The sequence below is a fragment of the Idiomarina tyrosinivorans genome, from assembly GCF_003987475.1.
Lineage (GTDB): Bacteria > Pseudomonadota > Gammaproteobacteria > Enterobacterales > Alteromonadaceae > Idiomarina > Idiomarina tyrosinivorans.
Genome location: NZ_PIQH01000001.1, coordinates 86,418 through 102,050 on the forward strand (window position 1 = coordinate 86,418; position 15,633 = coordinate 102,050).

Genomic DNA, 15,633 nt, shown 5'->3' on the forward strand with positions numbered 1-15,633 from the left:
GATAGCTTGCGTTGTCAGAGCAAGTTATGACATGGCCAAAAACAGAACGTTCTAAAGAGGCTTTGTTATTTTTTACTAACCGGCTTTTTTATGCGCTTTGCTTGTAACACATGCCGATAATAATTATATTGGTTCCATGTTTGCTGAATAGGGAATTTCAGGTCATGGCTATGCAATCGTTTAGGATAATACTCTCTCTTCTGCTGGTATTCACAAGTGCCGCCAATGCGCAACAGCGTTTAAGCTCTGATAAGTTTATCCCGCGGACGCTAGTTGTGGGAGATTACCGCGTTGAATCGGATAAAACATTCATAAACCAATGGTTAGGTGAGCCCATTTTAAAAGGCATTCAAAGTTATGGCGTCGAGAGCGTCAGCGCTATGAGCGCTTTTGTTTCTGCGGCAGAGGTTGACCAATTTGCTCAACAGCTTAGTCATGATCAGAGTCTAAAGAATATCTACGCAGTGCAAGTCTACGGTGAAGACTATCATGAAGGTGTGATGGAAAAAATCACGGGCTTTACCCTTATCCAAAGGGATTCAGAGCAACCACGGGGTTTTACTATTTCAACCTATAAAATGAACGGAAATGGCAAATTTTCCTTGGTAAAAAGTCTCTCTGGTGGGGGAGTGGGAGCATTCGATTGCAGTTCTATTTCGACAACAGCAGTTTACTTAGGAAGTCCAAATAAAAAACTTGCTTCACTGACCGTAGGGCATTTGTCTTATCCCGACAAACCTATTGCGGAAACGCGTTTCGCTAATTGGCTAATGAATCAAACGTTGAAAATGGCGATTGAGAGAAATACGTCAAACCGCTCAATTTTTGTTGATTCAAAAATAGAAGAACAAATAAACAAATAATCACAGGTGTCTGTCATGAAAGTAAGTTTTGTCATTCCAATAGTCGCTACCGCAGGCATGTTTTTAGGTGGTTGCCAATCAGTCCATCATGCCGAAAAGCCTGACAGCTATTTGGACTTGACCAAAGGAGATTTTGCACTCCGCGATTATTGGATTCCGAACGAAGATGTTGGCGGAAGTTCACTGTTTTTTCCTGATGTCTTATATGACAAAAGCTTAGATGGTTGTGCGGTTATCGAATTCGGCATCAATAGCAATGGCGAAATCACTGGCTATAAACCACTGTATAGCTTTCCAAGTGAGGATGTTGCGCAAGCAGCCGGAGCTCACATCGCTCACGTTGGCTGGAAGCCTGGGCCAAAAAATAATGAGGCCAAGCCAGCGCTGGGGAAAATCTTTTTCGCCTTTAAACTGAAAGGTGGTAGTCGAAACAGGCAAGATTACCTAGCGCACTGTGTAGAAAAATACTTGTAATACCATCGACCCTATAATACGCGGTGAAAGTTCTTCACCGCAATATCGATACATTCAATCGCATTCATCAAAAAAAACTGCTTGTTAAGTGGTCAGATTTTACATAATCTGAAAAGGTAGTAAGTACAGCGAGGTTAAGATGTACGCGATACGTTGGATAGTAACAGTGTTGTTTGTGGCGGGGCTTTTAGCACCTGCACAGGCAAGTTACGCATCTTTCGAGCGCCACTTCGATGTACAAAGTCTACCTGCTGTTTTAGCCGACAGCCTTCCTTCTGATGTTAAAACGCCAGATCCAACGCCCTCATTGGATGACCATACGGCCGCTTTTAACGGTGACTTTTTTACCACGCCAAACCTTGTCGAGTTTGAATTACTGGAAAGCCAGTGGTTCAGTTATGCGGCAGCAAGCGTCTGGCAGCATGTCGCGCGGGCCCCACCAATTACTGCTTAATTTCGATCAAACAATTTTCGTAAATTAAGGAGTAGTACTATGAGCGAGTTTCATACGTTAAGCTGGTCAGCAGTGGCGGAAGCCTATCCAATGGTTGTTGATGATGTCACCCCAGATCGAATTGATTGGCACGAATTGGGTGAGCGGGTTATTGATGACTTTACCCGTAAAGCACCGTTACAAGTGCGTGATAACACCACATTAGGTAAAGCGGAAACCTTATTAAAAACCGCCAAAGCCCGTTACGCCTGTGTATTGAACAGCAACGACGAGCTGATAGGAGTGGTGGCATTACGCGACTTCCACAGCCGCAAAGCGGTGCAGTTGGGGCAGCAAACCCACACCCCCTGGCACGATGTGTTAGTCAGTGAGTTAATGACGCCACTGCGGCAGTTACCGCAAGTCGAAGTCAGCCGTGCACGGCGTGCACGTATTGGTGACTTAGCGGCTACGCTGCAAGCCAGTGGACGGGATTTTATTGTGCTGCATAACGATGGCAAAGTTGCCGGACTGGTTTCGTCGCTGCGCATTGCACAGTTAACGGGGGAGTCGGTCAATGTTTACCATACCGCTTCGTCGTTTGCCGAAATCTTAACCGCAGTAAACCATTCAGACACGCGCGATTAACTCGCGCGCAACTGTAGCCACTTCATAAAGGCAACAAGCGCCACTGGCTGGCGCTTGCGGCTCTTATAAAACATCTGCATGCCTTTTGCCGTTTGCGCACTGAGTTCGCTGTAGCGGGTCAGTTGTTGCAGTTCTGGATGCTCAAGCAGTTTTTGGTCAACCAAGGTTGCAGCAGCAGCGCTTTTTAATAAATCTATCGCCATACCGCAATCATCGGCTTGCTGTTTGCGTGCATGCTGCAGTTTGCTGTGTTGTTTTTCATAGGCTTGGTGCTCGGGATTTTGCCGATCCATCAACCACGTTAAGCTAAACGGATCGCTAACTTGTGCTTGGCGACTGACAGGCACTAAAGTCCGGTCGCATAAGCGTGTTTCGCGCAATTGGCGATCGTTTAAATGGCCTCCGGCTATCACCAAATCCCATTTCTCATGTTGCAGAGCGGCTGCCGCTTCGGCTGCACTATCGTGTTGCAAATAGTCGCTACAACGTTGAAAATTAAGTTGTACGTGAGGGTAGAGCGACTGGAAATCTGCGAGTTGGTCACTGAGCCACCAGCGGAGCCAGTGTGAACTGATTGCAATCGTTAATTGGGTAGTTTGCTGCGGTTGTTGAATCGCAACGCGGTCGACAACGCTTTGCAATTGCGAGAAAATTTGTGCTAACTCAGGCGCTAATTCCAAACCCGCCTGAGTAAGGGCATGAACACGATTGTCGCGCTGAAATAAGCGTGTTGATAACTGCTCTTCCAATGCCTGAATTTGGCGAGTGACTGCCGACTGGGTAACGCCCAGTTGTTGCGCGGCTTGTTTGAAACTTTGGCTTCTGGCGGCAACATCAAAAACCCGTAACGCGTTCAATGAGGGTAGAGTTTTATTTTTCATCTTTGGCAACCCAAATTAACTTATTGTTAACTGTATATCATTAACCGCTAGTATGCCGAAGAATGGCCATTTAGCAACCATAAAAAGGACTTTTCATTATGCTGGCTAATTATTGGAGTGAATTTGTCACCATCGCGGTGGTGCACCTATTCGCGGTTATGAGTCCTGGGCCTGATTTCGCGGTCGTTTCTAAGTACAGTTTCAGCCACGGTCGGCGCACAGCAATGTGGGTGAGCGTGGGTATTGGTAGCGGCATTATTTTGCACGTCACCTACTCACTGGTAGGCCTGGCGCTGATCATTCACCAAACCTTATGGTTGTATCAGTTATTGCTTTGTGCAGGAGCGTTATATTTAGGCTGGATTGGGGTGCAGGCTATCCAAGCCCAACCACGCGCAGCGTATTCAGCTGAACAAGCTGAAGTGAGACAACCCAGCCGTTGGCGGGCGTTTCTTATCGGCTTTCTGACGAATGGTTTGAACGTTAAAGCCACACTGTTCTTTTTGGCGCTGTTTACCACCATTATTTCGCCGCAAACCCCGTTAGTCGTTAAAATGGGCTATGGCGCATACTTGACCGTGGCTACGGCAGCCTGGTTCCTAACGTTATCGTGGATTCTTACCCATAAGCGCTGGTTTGCGGTGTTATGGCGCAATAGTCATTGGCTTGATCGCGTTATGGGCGTGTTACTGATTTTACTGGCCGGGCGCCTGTTAGTGGAGTTAGCGCATTCACTGGGCTTTATTGCAAGTGCTTGAGGGCGCTATAATAGCGCCAATTCACAGGGTTTCTACTATCCTCATTCGATTGATTTAATTACGGTGGGTCGTCCCAACGATGCAACTTTTTGTAAATGATTTAACGGTAATGGACTTTTCTTACCTGTGCCCGCAACGCGGCATTGTCGGTGAGAGCTGGATTGTTGATATTGTGCTAGATGGCGCATTGAACGAACAATCTATGGTGCTGGATTTTGGTAAAGTGAAGAAACAAATTAAAGCCATTATCGATGATTCTGTGGATCATAAGCTATTGGTTCCGACTGAGCACGAATATACCGCAGTAAAGCACAACCACGACGATACCAGCCAGTGGGTAGATTTTGCGCGCCCAGAAGGGCGTTCTATTCATTTGTATTGCCCGGCGGATGCCTTCGCGTTTATCGAGGCAGAAACCATTACCATGCAAGCGGTAATCGATTATTTGCGTGCGGTGATTAAACGAGAATTGCCGCAAAACGTGGAAGGGCTGCAGTTATCGCTACGCACAGAACAAATTGACGGGTTCTATTACCATTATACCCACGGGCTGAAAAAGCACGATGGCAATTGCCAGCGCATTGCCCACGGTCACCGATCAAAAATTACCATTGCCTTAGACAATATTCGCCAGCCTGTATTGGAAAAACTGTGGTCGAATCAATGGCAGGATATTTATTTGGGTTCGCGTGATGATGTTGTCAGCGTACCTGAGTTAAACCGTTCAGAAGCCGCGAAGCAACTCACCCGCGAGGCGACACACGTGGGTTACAGTTATGTTGCAGAGCAGGGCTTGTTCGAACTGATTGTACCAAAAGCGGAGAACTATCTGCTCGAAACCGACTCCACTGTAGAGTGTATTGCGGAATATTTGGCGCAACAAATTCATCAACGCCATCCAAAACAAAAAGTGATGGTGCGCGCCTTTGAAGGCGTTGGCAAAGGAGCAATTGCGTATGCTTAAGGCATTGTTAAGCGCAGCCGTGTTGTTAGTGACCAGTGGTGCGGTCATTGCGGCTGAGATGCAGTCGTTCGACGCGGTGAAAGTGCGCGGCGAATTAACCCAAGGCGCATTGTTGATTGGCGAAACGGCGCCCGGTAACCAGGTCGCGTTAGATGGCAAAGCGCTCGATGTCGACAGCCAAGGACGTTTTGTTTTAGGGTTTGGTCGCGATGCAAAGTTACAGCACCAGCTTACGGTAACCCGTGTTAATGGTGACGTAATTAGCAACACATTAACCCTGACTCCGCGGGAATACCGTATTGAGCGGGTCGATGGTGTGCCACAACGTACCGTTACCCCCGATCCCAAACAGGTGGCTCGGGCCCGCAAAGAGGCCGGTTGGGTGTGGCAGGCGCGACAGCAAGTATTACCCCGGGAAGACTTCTTGACGCCAATTGTGGCGCCGGCTAAAGGTCGCATCTCGGGCTATTACGGCAGTCAACGGGTGTTAAATGGCGATCCGAAGCGTCCGCATTACGGCCAGGATATCGCTGCACCTGAAGGCTCTACCGTTGTTGCACCATGGTCGGGCGAAGTCACCTTTGCCAATGACGATTTATTTTATTCCGGTGGCACCATTATTATCGCCCATGGGCATGGGGTGAATACCACCTATTTGCACCTCAGCGAAGTATCGGTGAAGGTTGGGCAAACAGTCGAGCAGGGCCAGCCGATTGGTAAAGTGGGTGCTACAGGTCGCGCTACAGGGCCACATTTAGACTGGCGGGTAAATTGGGGCCAAGTGCGCCTTGACCCTGCATTGCTGCCCAAATTGTACCCTTAAGCTTGCCAATTTAGCCATTGCTGAAGCTGCTCTGGCTTCTGTACCGACAATACCGCACAGGTCGCCGCTGGCTTGTCCCAGGTCAGCGTCAATTCTAGCAATTCATCCCTGCGAAACGCATGAATAGTGGCTTGCGTGCCAGGTTTTGCCGCATTTAGAAGCTCTTTGATGGTTTTGTCGTTTGCTTGCAGATAATTAATCGCGACGATACGGTCATTCGCGCTCAGTCCGGCGTGATGTGCGGCTTCGTCATGGAACACGTGGGTGATCTCTAGGCCGTTAGCATGTGCTTTGTATTTTGCCCCTAAGGCCACGGGCGCCGCAGGGCTGGCAAGCTTGCCATTATAGCCGTTGTCATCCGCCGCTGGATGCCAGCGCAGGGTTACGCCAAAGTTTTGCAACAGCTCTGCCAGTGGTAACTTACCCTTTTCATACAACGCCTGCTGAAGAAATTCACGGACATTAATGCCGTCGTATTTATGCAAAAACTCTAGCACCGTATCGTCGGCTGTCCCTTTGCCGGTTTTGCCATAGGTGTGCCAGAGCTCACGCATGACTTCAGCCAAGGTTAACTGGTGGTCGCTCTGCAGGCGCAACTGCAAATCCAAGCACAGTGCAATCAACGCGCCCTTAGCGTAATAACTGACAATCGCATTGGGGGCGTTTTCATCCTGCTGATAGAATTTGGTCCAGGTCAGGAAACTGGATTCAGTGATACTTTGTTGGAATAAGCCCGAACCGCGGTAAACACGGGCGATAGTATCGCCCAGCGTTTCTAAATATTCTTCTGCGCTGGTGATCCCGGCTTGATGCAATAAGTAGTCATCAAAATATGAAGTCATGCCCTCATAAAACCACAATTGCTCGGTATAGCTTTCTTGGTCGAGCTGGTAGGGCAGAAACGCTCGAGGTTTGAGCGTTTTCACGTTCCAGCTATGAAAATACTCGTGGCAGCACAAACTTAAAAAAGTCCGATAATCGCTTGGAAGTTTATTGCTGTTGTTTCCCGCCAAGTGGTGTTGCAAAGATTTGCGGCTACACAATAGCGCTGTAGAGTTGCGGTGTTCAAGACCACCAAAACCACTACCGACGACCATGGTTAGGAAGGTATAAGATGTGAAAGGCGCTGGGTCACCGAACAGTTGCAGTTGGTGTTCACAAATTCGCGCAAGATCTGCAGTGATGTGCGACAAATCTGCTGTGTGGCGACCGCTTAGCACTAGCCGGTGTTTAATACCGTGGGCAATAAATTCTTTGATGCTGAGTTCGCCCAGCAAAAACGGATAATCAATAAGCGCATCATAATTTTCGGCACTAAAACGACCAAATCCATGGACGTCGCCATCAACGCGCGGCATTCCTGTCGCCAAATGCCAGTGCGGCGCTTGTTGTGGCGCTAACACAGTGAGTTCGCAGGGCTCATCGGTTTGTCCTGCAACGGCTAGGCATAGGCTGGTATTGTTAAAAAAGCCTTGTTGTTGATCCAAATAGGCGGAACGCACGGATAGATCATAGGCATAAACTTGGTAATGAATCGATACTGTGCCGCTGCAAGGCGCCAGTTGCCAACGGTTCTTGGCTATCGGAGATATTTTTATCGGTTGGCTGTTTTGTTCGGCGTAGATGCCGATAACGTGTTTAGCGAAGTCGCGGACTAAGTAGCTTCCTGGGATCCAGTTAGGCAGCCAAAGTTCTTGGCCGTTGGGGTCTGGATTTGAGATCGTGACTGTGACGGAAAACAGATGGCCGTGCAAGTCGATGGGGTTTATCTCGTAGCTAACCAATGTTGTCTCCAAATGCTTGACAGTGAGTGGCATCTAGCGATCATATTAACATAGGATATAAAAGGTCAGGGGAATCCATGTCGAAAAAAATTCGCCAATTACCGCCGGGGCAACGGATAGAAATTCAAATTTCTGGGCTTAACGTTCCCGCGCGGTTTCAAACTGAGTTTGTCGGCATTGTTAATAACCGTTGGTTTATTGTGATGATGCCAGATTCAAAAAAATACGGCGAATTGCGCGATGGTCTATATGAAGGCGTCCCCATTGTTGTGCGCTTTGTGTTGGAAAACGACAATGGTGAGATTGTTGCGTTTCGTACTGACATTGAATATGTGTTGGCACATCCGACAAAAATGCTCTTTTTGGACTGGCCGAAAAGTGTCGAAAGCCGGGTCATCCGCAGTGGCCGTCGGTTCGATGCGTTCTTACCGGTCACCTTGGATAAGCTTGATGAGACCTCGGTGGTTGGTAGCCAACAAGGTACTATGATGGATATTTCCGAATCGGGCTGTCGAGTGCGATTCGAGCTTGAAGAAGAGGCTGATGAGGTCGCTGAGTCGACGGAAACCAAAATTCAGTGGGCACCCAGTGACAAAGCCAAGCTGCAGGTACACCAAAAAAATCGTGAACCGGTGGTTCTCACGGCAATTATCCGCCAAGTGCACAAAAAAGATCGCGGACTCGAATTGGGTATTCAATTTAGTAGCCAAGAAAAAGACCGTATTAACTCCCTGTTTAGTGGCAGCTTAGTGGATATCGACGCGCTAAGTCGCTCACAATAATTTGTTGTACGTTACATGCTTCGATGGTTAGAAAGAGAGTATTGGCGCAGCGTTTTAGACGAGCGTAACCGCTTGTTTTGGGTGTTGCACACGCTGGGCTGGGGTGGCTATGCACTGGTGCACTATATCGGTTCATTGATGCATGAAATGCGCAGTATTTATGCGCTGATCATTATCCTTGGAGCCTATGCCGGATTTTTGCTAACGGTACCGCTGCGCTATTTGTACCGCCGCATTTGGGAAGCGCCACCGGGGGTGCTGTTAGTGGTGGTGCTGATGGCATCCTATATTATTGCGGCCTGTTGGGCGGTGATCGATAACGCCACGTATTGGGAAATCTATAAATTCGGCTATCGGCCCGATAACTCGCTGTTTTACTTTAAAAATAGCCTTGCCAAGTTTTATATTGTCATGAGCTGGAGTGGCTTGTATTTTGGAATTAAGTACTACCAGATGCTGCAAGAAGAAAAACAGAAAGCGTTGATGGCAAACTCTATGGCTCACCAAGCGCAATTAAAAATGCTGCGCTACCAACTGAATCCACATTTTTTGTTCAACACCTTAAATGCGATTTCCACGTTAATTCTGGTCAAAGAAAATGCGCAAGCGAATCAAATGATGAACAAGCTTAGCCAATTCCTGCGTTTTTCTCTGGATAACGAGCCAATCAAAAAAATTCCACTGGTCAAAGAAATCGACGCGACCATGCTCTACCTTGATATTGAACGAGTGCGCTTTGATGACCGTTTAACCGTGAATATTACTATTGCAGAACAAGCGAAAAGGGCATTAGTACCTAGCTTACTATTCCAACCACTTATCGAAAATTCCATCAAATACGCCATTGCTAAACTTGAGCACGATGGAGTGATTGAAATTTCAGCTCAGGTTGAGGAGCAGATGTTAAAGGTAACCTTGTCTGACAACGGTCCTACGGTTATCGACAGTGATGATGCCGTATTACATCGTAAAGGCGGAGTAGGGCTGGAAAACATTCGTTCCCGATTAAAAGCCTTGTACGGAAAGCAATATGAATTTAGCATGAGTGGCAACCAACCGTCGGGTTTGACGGTAACCATCAAGATTCCGTTTGAAACATGAGTATGCAAAATAAAGCTATAAAAACATTAGTGGTTGATGATGAATCGTTAGCACGCAAAGGGCTCATGGTTCGCCTTCAAGAGCACGAAGATATCCAAGTGTTACCAGAGTGCAAAGGTGGCCGCGAAGCGGTAGAAATGATTTTAGCGCACAAACCCGAGCTGGTATTTTTGGACATTCAGATGCCAGGGCTCAATGGTTTCGAGGTGTTACGAGAAGTCCGTAAAGCCGATGTTCCAATGCCGATGGTGGTGTTCGTTACCGCGTTCGACCATTACGCAATTAAGGCGTTTGAAGTTCGGGCATTGGATTACCTATTAAAGCCGGTCGATGAAGACCGCTTGCAAGCAGCGTTAAAACGGATTTTTGCTCAACGTGACGATTATTTAGAAGAGCGCCAGCAGACCAAGTTGATTAATTTAGTTGCTGAGGTTACTGGCGAAGATTGCGAAGAAATTCTGCGCAAACTGGCGGCGGGTGACGATATTAGTCAAGGCCGTTATCCAGAGCATATTGCCATTAAAGAAAGCGGTGAAATTACCCGGGTTGCGATTAACTCGATAGAGTGGGTAGATGCTGCCGGCGATTACATGTGCATTCACGCAGATAACGAAACCCATATTTTGCGTCGCACCATGAAAGAACTTGAGCAAGAGCTCAACCCTAATCGGTTTCAACGCATCCACCGCTCGGCCATTGTTAACTTGAGCCAGGTAGAAAAATTGTGTAGCCGGCAAAATGGCGAATACCACATTGTGCTGCAGAATGGTCAACAGTTGAAAGTTAGCCGCAGCTATAAAGATAAAATTAAGCAGCTTATTCTTAACCAATAATTAGCGAAACTGATCACTCTGCTAACAGTAGCCGTATAACTGCAAAATAGCTCAGGGAGCAGGTTATGCGGCGCGCAGTTTTGTTAGTGGTAGCAGTTATTGCCTCATTGTTGGCAGGTTGTGGCAGCCAAATAGGCTACCACTTTGCCGATACCTACATCGAGTGGCAAATCGATGATTACGTCGATTTGACCGACACTCAGCAACAAACCGTTTCCGACGCTTTAGACCAATTGCACCATTGGCACGCCACAGAAGAGTTACCCACGTATCAATCAACGCTGCAGTCGTTAAGAGATAAAATCGCGAATAACAGCCTCACTAAAGCCGATATCAATGCGATCCAAAACGCGATGCTGGACGCGTGGAAGCGTATTCGCGGTGCAATTGTGCTAGTTGTCGGCAAATTGTACCCAACCCTGACCTCTGCGCAGAAGCAGCAAATTATTAGCAAAATGCGTGAAAAAGTAAAAGAACGGCGTCAGGACTATAACTCCGAGCGTGAAACAGAGCGCCAGTTAGCGCGTTTTGACGACATAGCTGACGATCTTTCAGATTGGCTAGGAGATTTAACCACCGCGCAGAAGCACCGCTTAGGCGAATTTGCCAAGCACAGTGATGACCGAACGCTTTGGTTTGATTATCAAGACGCATGGATAGATGCGCTCGAACAGGTCGTCAGTTATGCTGATAAACAGCGCTCCCTGGCGTCAGTAAAAGCATTGATATTAAAGCCAGAAACACTAAGGAGCGAGGCACTAAAGCAGCAAATCAGTGACAGCTCAACTCGGCGATTATCGTTTATTTGGCAAACCTACAAATCGATGTCGAGCATACAACGAGTGCGGGTGCTAAATAAGCTCGACGGATACATCAATTTGCTCGCCGAGCTCTCAGCAGACTTCCACTAACGAACTTCGATAATTTTGCAGGTGTTGGTGGAGCCAACGGTTTCCATCACGTCACCGTGGGTCAAAATCACCAAGTCGCCGGCTTTAATGTGGCCCAATTTCTTCACTTCTTCTATGGCTTCGAGCACTGGGTTTTGTGTAACAGTGGAATCGAATGCGATGGGATAGACACCACGATACAAGGCACATTTTGCTCGGCTTTTATCGTGCCGAGAGAGCGAAAAGATCGGCAGTGAGGACGTGATTCGTGACATCAGTTTTGCCGTAAAACCGGATTCGGTTAAGGCAATAATAGCGCTAACTCCACTTAGGTGCGTCGCTGCATACATTGCCGACATAGCTGCGGCCTCTGAAATGGTGGAGAACGTTTCTTCTAAATCTTCATGTTGTAATCGAATGCTAGGGTGAATTTCTGCCCCTAAGCAGATCTCTGCAACGGTACGCACCGTCTCAATGGGGTGTTTCCCGGCCGCAGTTTCGGCTGAGAGCATGACCGCATCAGTGCCATCCAACACCGCGTTAGCCACGTCCATGACTTCGGCTCGGGTGGGCATGGGGTTTTCGATCATCGATTCCATCATCTGGGTTGCCGTAATAACCACTTTATTCAGTTGTCGTGCACGTTCAATAATACGTTTTTGTTTACCGACTAATTGTGCATCGCCAATTTCTACTCCTAAGTCGCCACGTGCCACCATTACCGCATCTGAGGCACGAATAATTTCGTCCAGTGCATGATCTGAGGCCACCGCTTCGGCACGCTCAATCTTGGCGCATAGCACCCCGTTACCGCCTGCTTCACGGAGTAAATGGCGAGCGCGATTAATATCTTCGCCGCTACGCGGGAACGATACTGCCAAATAATCCACGTCAATTTCTGCCGCGGTCTGGATATCAGCTAAATCTTTTTCGGTTAATGCTTCCGCAGACAGTCCGCCGCCCAAACGGTTAATCCCTTTATTATTGGAAAGCTTGCCCCCCACCAACACCGTCGTTATCACTTTCTGCCCCTCTACGGCGGTAACCTCGAGTCGCAAGCGTCCGTCGTCTAGAAGCAAAATATCGCCATTTTCAACATCTTCGGGTAGGGCTTTATAGTCGATGCCGACCGTTTGCTGGGTACCTTCATTCTTATCTAAGCTAGCGTCCAGCGTGAAGGTGTCGCCGAGTGTTAGATTCACTGCTCCGTCTTGGAATCGTGCAATACGGATTTTTGGGCCTTGCAAGTCACCTAATACGGCAACTTCCCGTTGCACTCGCTTGGCAATTTCGCGCACATTTGCGGCTCGCCGTTTATGGTCTTCTGCCGAACCATGTGAGAAATTTAACCGTACTACATTAGCCCCAGCGACAATCAATTTCTCTAACGTTTCTGGCGAGTCAGTGGCGGGACCAAGGGTGGTTACAATTTTGGTACGACGAAGCATGCTAAACTCCTGCAAGCGAAAGCAATAAGTAGGATCTCAGTCTAGCATAGCTTTAGTGACAGGAGTATGACTATGAGTGAAGATAAGTCATTGAATTATGAAAAAATGAGCGACGAAGAATGGCGCAAAAGGTTGTCTGAAACTGAATATCAGATTTTGCGCGAAAAGGGCACCGAGCGACCGTTCTCTGGCAAGTATTTGAGTCTCGATAAGGACGGCATTTATCGTTGTGCTGGCTGTGGACAGGCATTATTCGACAGTGATCAGCAATTTGAAGCGCATTGTGGTTGGCCCAGTTTCGATAAAGCCATCGACGGCGCTGTGGAATATGTGCGGGATATCAGCCATGGCATGATCCGCACCGAAATCATTTGTAGCCGTTGCAAAGGCCACTTGGGTCATGTATTTGAAGATGGTCCAACCGCCACTGGTCAACGCTACTGCGTTAACAGCATTGCCCTGAAGCACGAATCCGATTAAGGCGCATCGGCGGCGCGGAAATGACCGTCTTGGATTTTTTCTAGCAACGCTTCCGCTTGCTCAAGCCATTGCTCCCGCTGCTCTTCGGTTGGGGCGGTGGCTGAGACAATATCATTCCACTGTAGCGAGCGCGCGTGTAATTGGTGGGCGATATTGCCCCAAATGAAGGCTGCTTTGGCATTATTCCGTGCAAGGTTGAGTGTCATCAGCGTTACCGCAATTTCAGGGTTAACCTCTGCATCTTTGCGGTACAGGCTAAGCGCTCTGTACAAGTGTTCAAAGGTTTTATCTTCGTTGGCTTTGGCATAATAGGTGGCATAGGCCAATTGCAGCTCTGGCGTTTGTACTTGCTTGCTGCCTTCAATGGTGAGCAATTTATCGATCGCATCGGTGTTGCCATTACGCGACCAGTGCCAGTACAACAGCAATGGATTCTCGGAATTACGCGTTTCTTCATTCAATTTGTCTATCGCTTGCATGCTAGCGAAATAACTTTCAATTCGCGCAGACTGCTTTTCTTTAAGCTGCTTGTGCTCAATTCTGGACGCAAGTTCCATACACTTTGAGTAACTTTCTAAATCGCGCAATAACCGGTACTGATGTTCGCCATCGTCTTTTTGTAAGCGAGCATAACGCGAGAAAATGACTTTTCGACGTTCTAGGTTGCACCAGTTGTCAGAGGCAATATCACTGCATAATTGCGGCTGTTGCTCACAAATATCTCGAACGGTCATTTCTTTCTCAAAGCAACCAGTCAATGTGAGAGCGGCAAATGCCGTTAACAAAGCGGTTTTATAGAAGCGTGTTGTCACAAGCAATACCTTTGTTTTGCTGCAGTTTGCAATTATTGGCGTCCTGCGGTGCTTTTCAGTACAATACCACACCGTAATTTAGACTATCATATTTGTGATCTTTAGCCAGCCTGTCGAAATGGCAGGCGTGCGGCTTCAACGACCGACAGAGGAATCGCTGAAAACATGAACCCATCGCAACCCGATCAAACTTTGCAAAGCTGGCAAGAACGTCAAGAATATGCGGAGTTAATGCAACCGCTGCTAGGTAAACTTTACCGCAACCAGGGCGTTGAGATTTTGGTTTACGGACGTTCATTATTAAACGTTTCTACCATTAACATTATTAAGGCTCACCGCCTTATTCGTCGCCATGAAGGCCAGAAAATTCGTTTGCGTGAGAGTTTCCCATTCTTGCAAGCACTAGCCGAGATGAAGCTTTCGCCGGCGCGTATTGATTTGGGTAAATTGGCGTATGCCTATATTCACGGCAATAAAGCAGATGGACTATCGGTTGAAGATTACTTACGTCGCGAATTAGCCGATGTTGTCGATAAAGACGATAGCATCGCTCCGCAAGACGTCGTGCTGTATGGTTTCGGCCGTATCGGTCGGTTGCTGGCGCGGTTGATGATTGAACGCAACGGTAGCAACAACAAAATGCGGTTACGGGCTATCGTTGTTCGCGGTGGGCGTGACGGCGATCTAGAAAAGCGCGCTAGCTTATTGCGCCGTGATTCAGTGCATGGCCAATTTAACGGTTCTATTACGGTTGATCACGAAAATTCAGCCATTAAAGCCAACGGCACGAGCATTCAAGTGATCTACTCAAACGGTCCGGACCAAGTGGACTACACCCAGTACGGTATCAACGATGCGTTGGTTATCGACAATACCGGCATCTGGAAAGATGAAGAAGGTTTGGGCTTACACCTGAAGTCAAAGGGTGTGAAGAAAGTGCTGCTGACTGCACCGTCTAAAGGCGATATTAAGAACATCGTTTACGGCGTTAACCACGATGACATTACTGCCGATGACGCTATCGTATCGGCGGCTAGCTGTACCACCAACGCTATTACACCAGTATTAAAAGCGATTTACGATGAATACGGTATCAAAAACGGTCACGTGGAAACGGTCCACTCATACACTAACGACCAGAACTTGATCGATAACTACCATAAAGCTGACCGCCGTGGTCGTTCAGCACCGTTGAACATGGTCATTACTTCAACCGGCGCGGCGAAAGCGGTTGCTAAAGCATTACCGGCGATGAAAGGTAAACTGACCGGTAACGCGATCCGCGTGCCTACACCTAACGTTTCGATGGCTATTTTGAACCTGAATTTAGAAAAAGCCACCGACCGTGACGCAATGAACGAATATTTGCGTAAAGTGGCATTGCATTCAGAGCTTGAAGGCCAAATTGACTACACCGCATCGACTGAAATGGTGTCAACCGACTTAGTGGGTTCACGCTATGCCGGTGTGGTTGATTCACAAGCGACTATCGTTGACGAAGACCGTGCAGTACTTTACGTATGGTATGACAACGAGTTTGGCTATAGCTGTCAGGTGATGAAAGTTGCGGAAAAAATGGCTGGACACGAAATGCCAATGCTACCGAAGGCAAAAGCCTAATAATAAAAAGCAAAAGGCGCCCAAATGGGCGCCTTTTTG

Annotated in this window: 17 protein-coding genes; 13 read left to right on the forward strand and 4 right to left on the reverse strand. The window is 47.8% G+C overall.

Annotation, left to right across the window (positions count from 1 at the left end; genetic code table 11):
- The first annotated feature begins 164 nt into the window (after positions 1-164).
- From CWI84_RS00450 to CWI84_RS00465, 4 genes are all read left to right on the forward strand, one after another.
- Positions 165-863, forward strand: a complete 699-nt coding sequence (locus tag CWI84_RS00450; RefSeq protein WP_126840612.1) for a hypothetical protein — start codon at positions 165-167, stop codon at positions 861-863.
- Between the two features lie 15 nt (positions 864-878).
- The gene (locus CWI84_RS00455; RefSeq protein ID WP_126840613.1) at positions 879-1,337 is read left to right on the forward strand and encodes an energy transducer TonB; all 459 of its coding nucleotides are present in this window, start codon (positions 879-881) and stop codon (positions 1,335-1,337) included.
- Positions 1,338-1,476: 139 nt separating this feature from the next.
- Entirely contained in the window at positions 1,477-1,791 is a 315-nt protein-coding gene (locus tag CWI84_RS00460; protein ID WP_126840614.1) for a hypothetical protein, read from the forward strand.
- Between the two features lie 39 nt (positions 1,792-1,830).
- The gene (locus CWI84_RS00465) at positions 1,831-2,418 is read left to right on the forward strand and encodes a CBS domain-containing protein (RefSeq protein ID WP_126840615.1); all 588 of its coding nucleotides are present in this window, start codon (positions 1,831-1,833) and stop codon (positions 2,416-2,418) included.
- Here CWI84_RS00465 and CWI84_RS00470 read toward each other — a convergent pair.
- On the reverse strand, positions 2,415-3,299 hold the full coding sequence (locus CWI84_RS00470; RefSeq protein WP_126840616.1) for a LysR family transcriptional regulator: 885 nt from the start codon (positions 3,297-3,299) through the stop codon (positions 2,415-2,417). The two genes, CWI84_RS00465 and CWI84_RS00470, sit on opposite strands and share 4 nt — an antisense overlap.
- Positions 3,300-3,397: 98 nt before the next feature.
- Here CWI84_RS00470 and CWI84_RS00475 point away from each other — a divergent pair, with 98 nt between their 5' ends.
- The 3 genes from CWI84_RS00475 (at position 3,398) to CWI84_RS00485 (ending at position 5,844) form a co-directional block, all read left to right on the forward strand.
- Positions 3,398-4,057 carry a LysE family translocator gene (locus CWI84_RS00475; RefSeq protein ID WP_126840617.1) on the forward strand — a complete coding sequence of 220 codons (660 nt, stop codon included), beginning with the start codon at positions 3,398-3,400 and terminating at the stop codon, positions 4,055-4,057.
- 79 nt (positions 4,058-4,136) lie between these two features.
- Positions 4,137-5,021 carry a 6-carboxytetrahydropterin synthase gene (locus tag CWI84_RS00480; RefSeq protein WP_126840618.1) on the forward strand — a complete coding sequence of 295 codons (885 nt, stop codon included), beginning with the start codon at positions 4,137-4,139 and terminating at the stop codon, positions 5,019-5,021.
- Complete coding sequence (locus CWI84_RS00485) at positions 5,014-5,844, forward strand: M23 family metallopeptidase (protein WP_126840619.1); 831 nt, start codon at positions 5,014-5,016, stop codon at positions 5,842-5,844. The genes CWI84_RS00480 and CWI84_RS00485 overlap by 8 nt, the downstream gene beginning before the upstream one ends.
- On the opposite strand, the gene CWI84_RS00490 is transcribed toward CWI84_RS00485, so the two are convergent.
- On the reverse strand, positions 5,841-7,661 hold the full coding sequence (locus CWI84_RS00490; protein WP_241968688.1) for a M61 family metallopeptidase: 1,821 nt from the start codon (positions 7,659-7,661) through the stop codon (positions 5,841-5,843). The two genes, CWI84_RS00485 and CWI84_RS00490, sit on opposite strands and share 4 nt — an antisense overlap.
- A 44-nt stretch (positions 7,662-7,705) precedes the next feature.
- On the opposite strand from CWI84_RS00490, the gene CWI84_RS00495 reads away from it, so the two are divergent.
- From CWI84_RS00495 to CWI84_RS00510, 4 genes are all read left to right on the forward strand, one after another.
- On the forward strand, positions 7,706-8,410 hold the full coding sequence (locus tag CWI84_RS00495; RefSeq protein ID WP_126840620.1) for a flagellar brake domain-containing protein: 705 nt from the start codon (positions 7,706-7,708) through the stop codon (positions 8,408-8,410).
- A 15-nt stretch (positions 8,411-8,425) separates the two neighbouring features.
- A complete protein-coding gene (locus CWI84_RS00500) occupies positions 8,426-9,511 on the forward strand; it encodes a sensor histidine kinase (RefSeq protein ID WP_126840621.1) in 1,086 nt (361 codons plus the stop codon).
- Positions 9,512-9,513: 2 nt separating this feature from the next.
- On the forward strand, positions 9,514-10,344 hold the full coding sequence (locus tag CWI84_RS00505) for a LytR/AlgR family response regulator transcription factor (RefSeq protein ID WP_126840897.1): 831 nt from the start codon (positions 9,514-9,516) through the stop codon (positions 10,342-10,344).
- A gap of 65 nt (positions 10,345-10,409) precedes the next feature.
- Positions 10,410-11,255 (forward strand): DUF6279 family lipoprotein, encoded by an 846-nt coding sequence (locus CWI84_RS00510; RefSeq protein ID WP_126840622.1) that lies wholly within the window; start codon positions 10,410-10,412, stop codon positions 11,253-11,255.
- Here the strand turns inward: CWI84_RS00510 and pyk are convergent.
- Entirely contained in the window at positions 11,252-12,682 is a 1,431-nt protein-coding gene (gene pyk, locus CWI84_RS00515; protein ID WP_126840623.1) for a pyruvate kinase, read from the reverse strand. The genes CWI84_RS00510 and pyk overlap by 4 nt on opposite strands.
- A gap of 72 nt (positions 12,683-12,754) precedes the next feature.
- On the opposite strand from pyk, the gene msrB reads away from it, so the two are divergent.
- Entirely contained in the window at positions 12,755-13,162 is a 408-nt protein-coding gene (gene msrB / locus CWI84_RS00520; protein ID WP_126840624.1) for a peptide-methionine (R)-S-oxide reductase MsrB, read from the forward strand.
- On the opposite strand, the gene CWI84_RS00525 is transcribed toward msrB, so the two are convergent.
- Positions 13,159-13,974, reverse strand: coding sequence for a DUF2989 domain-containing protein (locus CWI84_RS00525; protein ID WP_126840625.1), 816 nt, complete (start codon positions 13,972-13,974; stop codon positions 13,159-13,161). The two genes, msrB and CWI84_RS00525, sit on opposite strands and share 4 nt — an antisense overlap.
- Before the next feature lie 165 nt (positions 13,975-14,139).
- Between CWI84_RS00525 and CWI84_RS00530 the strand changes: the two genes are divergently transcribed.
- Positions 14,140-15,594: a glyceraldehyde-3-phosphate dehydrogenase gene (locus tag CWI84_RS00530; protein WP_126840626.1), complete on the forward strand. Its 1,455-nt coding sequence runs from the start codon at positions 14,140-14,142 to the stop codon at positions 15,592-15,594.
- Positions 15,595-15,633 lie beyond the last annotated feature (39 nt).